Source organism: Nocardia sp. 852002-20019_SCH5090214 (genome assembly GCF_001665865.1).
Taxonomy (GTDB): Bacteria; Actinomycetota; Actinomycetes; order Mycobacteriales; family Mycobacteriaceae; genus Nocardia; species Nocardia nova.
The window spans coordinates 1-3,674 of record NZ_LZMK01000121.1 but is presented as its reverse complement, the minus strand read 5'-3'; the positions used below and the strand labels follow the sequence as shown (position 1 = coordinate 3,674).

Annotated in this window: 2 protein-coding genes and 2 pseudogenes; all 4 read right to left on the bottom strand. The window is 70.9% G+C overall.

All coding sequences use genetic code 11. The features are described 5' to 3' along the window. Window positions 1–311: pseudogene (locus tag A5780_RS09925) on the bottom strand (hypothetical protein); the annotation flags it as partial. 4 nt (window positions 312–315) lie between these two features. After that, window positions 316–816 (bottom strand): MobC family plasmid mobilization relaxosome protein, encoded by a 501-nt coding sequence (locus tag A5780_RS09920; RefSeq protein ID WP_082976380.1) that lies wholly within the window; start codon window positions 814–816, stop codon window positions 316–318. A 292-nt stretch (window positions 817–1,108) separates the two neighbouring features. Further along, window positions 1,109–3,430 (bottom strand): hypothetical protein, encoded by a 2,322-nt coding sequence (locus A5780_RS09915; RefSeq protein ID WP_064908276.1) that lies wholly within the window; start codon window positions 3,428–3,430, stop codon window positions 1,109–1,111. Then, a pseudogene (locus tag A5780_RS40790) lies at window positions 3,430–3,674 on the bottom strand (hypothetical protein); the annotation flags it as partial. The pseudogene A5780_RS40790 and the gene A5780_RS09915, both read right to left, overlap by 1 nt.

The following is a 3,674-nucleotide window of genomic DNA, read 5'->3' as shown; positions in this document are numbered from 1 at the left end:
CAGGTGTTCTCGTCCTTCGTCGCCGCCTCGAACGCCGCGGTCCGCGACATTCCCTCCTTCATCAGCTGCCGGGCCTGCTTGTACGACGTCGCCAGCACCGGCTCACCGCGCAGCAGGGTCTGGCGCGGCGAGTCCAGCAACGCCCCCACCTCCCAGGCCCGCCGCTGATCGATCGGACCCCCGAACACCGCCATCGACACCACATCACCCGCGATCACGCGCGGGTTCGTGTGCTCATTCGCCCGGCCCGGCCCAGCCAAATACCAGAGCAGCCGTTTGATGTCGGAGCCCTTGACCACGTTCGGGATCATCGGCTCACCCGTCGATCTGACTCGCCCACGAACCGGCGTCACCGTCATCGTCGGGCGGCAGCTCGACATCCAAATCCACACCGTCGAGCACCGCGGCCGACACCGCCGGCGCTTTACCCATCACCCACCGAGCCAGCTCGTCCAGCGTCAGCGACACCCGCACCACCGCCCGCAACGCGGGAACGACCTCCTCGGGCAGCTCGCGCTGCTGGTGGGCGTAGCGCACCAGCTGGTTGAGGTTGTTGCCGATCCGGCGCACCTGCTCGTCCAAGTCCAGCACCGCAGCCGCCGCAGCCGCGCGCCCCGGCTCCCCACCCTCCCGCTCCAGCGCCGCCGACACCAACAGCCGCGGTACCGACATCCCCGCAGCCGCAGCCTTGGCCGAAAGCTGGGACTGCTCGTCATCCGACAGCTTCACCACCGTCCGGTGTGGTCGCCCTCCGGCCACGTTGGCCTGCCGCTCCCGCGCGGCCCGCGCCCGGCGCTCAGCCGACTCCCCTGCCATCCGCAGCCTCCTCCATGCCCAGCGCAGCGACCGCCCACACCTGAGGCGGGATGCACGTTAGTGCACCTAAATTCTAGCTCGCTCCAACTCATTCTGTCCCAGCGCCGCGCGGCGGCAATGCGCGGAGCGCGAGCCGAAACGCGGACCACACTCCCCCGGACCGAGACGCCGGGCGCAGGCGCGGACGGCCGGCTGCGCGGGTTCTGGGCCCGCGCCGGAGTAGGGTCTGAACACGACGAGACCCCGGCGGCTACCTCCCGCCGGGGTCTCGTCTCTGTTGAAGCGTGAGGCGCTATCCGCGGTCGCGCAGGGAGATGACCGGGGCCATTCCAGCGGCGCGGTCGGCCTCGATCTCGGCGGCGCGGGCGATCCAGGTCTTGCAGCTGTCGCGGTGCGGGCCGTGGGCGCGGTAGATCTGGTCCGGGCTCTGGCCGTGGCGGCGGTGAGCGATCAACACCTGGGCGACGTCGGCGACGGTGTACTTGGTCCGCTTCATCCCGGCGTGCACCTCAGCCGCCAGCGCCCACAACTCGGTGTCCTCGGCGGCGGGCTGCTGCCCGGTAACCGGCTCGGCTGCACGGTTCGCCGTCTCGGGTTGCACGGTGTGCACGGTTTGCACGGTCTCCGGCTGCACGGTCGGCTGCACGGTGCTCGGTGACTGCACGGTCTGGATCTGCTCGGTGCTCGGTTCCGGCTCCGGCGAGGCCTGCACGGTCGGGGCCGACTGCACGGTCACAGCGGGGGTATGCACGGTCTCCAGGAGCGCCGAGGGCGGCTGCTGCACGCGGCGGCGGGCCTCCAGCACGTTGAGCACCCGCGAACCGGGCACCCCGATCGCACTGCCGATCGCGGCCGGAGTCCACTGCTCATCGGTAAGGGTGAAGATCTCCGCGAGCTGGTCGACGCCCAGGCCGGACAGGCCACGCTCACGCACCTCGTGAGCCTCGGCCCACACGCTGCTGTCCTCGGCGGCCACCGGCTGCGCGACCGATTCGGCCTCACCAGCCGGGGCGGTCTCGGTGTCGGTCTGCACAGTGTGCTGCTCGGCGTGCACCTCGCCCTGCACGGTTTCCACGATCTCCGGCGCGGTCGCGGTCTCGGCCACCGGTTGCACGGTCCGGCTCTGCTCGGTGCTCGGTGACTGCACGGTCTGGATCTGCTCGGTGCTCGGTTCCGGCTCCGGCGAGGCCTGCACGGTCGGGGCCGACTGCACGGTCACAGCGGGGGTATGCACGGTCTCCAGGAGCGCCGAGGGCGGCTGCTGCACGCGGCGGCGGGCCTCCAGCACGTTGAGCACCCGCGAACCGGGCACCCCGATCGCACTGCCGATCGCGGCCGGAGTCCACTGCTCATCGGTAAGGGTGAAGATCTCCGCGAGCTGGTCGACGCCCAGGCCGGACAGGCCACGCTCACGCACCTCGTGAGCCTCGGCCCACACGCTGCTGTCCTCGGCGGCCACCGGCTGCGCGACCGATTCGGCCTCACCAGCCGGGGCGGTCTCGGTGTCGGTCTGCACAGTGTGCTGCTCGGCGTGCACCTCGCCCTGCACGGTTTCCACGATCTCCGGCGCGGTCGCGGTCTCGGCCACCGGTTGCACGGTCCGGCTCTGCTCGGTGCTCGGTGACTGCACGGTCCGGGCCCGCTCGGTCTGGGCCGGTTGCACGGTCGCCGGGGCCGGGGCGGCGGCCGGGTGCACGGTCTGAGTGAGTTCCTGCACGGTCTCGGCTGCACGGTTCACCGTCTCCGGGGCCGGGGTCTGATAGCTGGGCACCGGTTGCACGGTCTGCACGGTCTCGCCGAGCTGGTGCAGCGCGGCCAGCCGTTCGGCGGTGTCGTCGACCTCGGAGGCGCGCTCCGATGCCCGCGAGATCGCTCGCCCGTATCGGCGGGCGACCGCGTCATGGGAGAACAGCGCCACACCGACCATCACCGGCGCCACCGAGTGCACGCCGATGTTGACCCACTCGCCGTGGCGGAAGTACGGGAACACGTTGAGCCCGATCGATCCGGCCAGCAGCAGGTACTCGAGATTGCGGATCAGGTCGGCATCGTCGTCGATCCCCCACCGGGCGACGGCGCTGCCGGAGACCATGTAGACCACCAGCACGGTCGAGATCAGCGCCTCCAGCACGTAGCTGATCCAGTACAGCGGATCGGACGGGCCGCCGGGGGCGAGGTTGTGCTGGACGTTGACCGCGCTGTAGAGCATCGCGGCGATGACGACGCCGGCCAATGCCCAACCGCACCACCGCTTGCCGCGGTAGAGCTTGGCCAGCTGGGCGTGGGCGCTGTCCTCGCGGCGGTGATCGGCCAGGGCGCGCCGGGCCATGACCAGATCGCGGGCGTCGGCCTTCACGATGGCCTCGGTGGCCTTGCGGATCTGGGCGGCGGTCATCTCGCCGGCCTCGATCGCGGCAAGTTTCTCGCTGCGGTGATGGTCGCGGATGCGTTCGGCGACCTCTCGATCGGCCAGCAGTTCCCGCTCCGACAGGGCGGCGTGCAGGGCCGGGTTGTGCTGATACACCAGCCGGTCCTCGGCGACCTGCACCCGCTGGGTCAGCTCGCCGGTCAGCAGCAGATCCGCGCTGCTGGTGGTGGGTTTACGACGGAACATCAGTTCTCCCCTTCGTGGGCCAGCTGATCGAGCTGGGTTTGCAGACGGGCGGTTGTCTGTTCGGCAGTGGTCAGGGCCCGCTCCAAAGTGGCGACGCGAGCGTCGGCGGCGGCCTGGACGCGGGTGATATCGGCGGCGTGGTCGGTGCGCAGCTGCTCACGGTCGGCGCGGGCCTCCGACCGCACGGACGCGAGTTCTTCGCGCAGTGCGGTGATCTCGGCGCGGGAGGCCTCGGCCTGGGAAC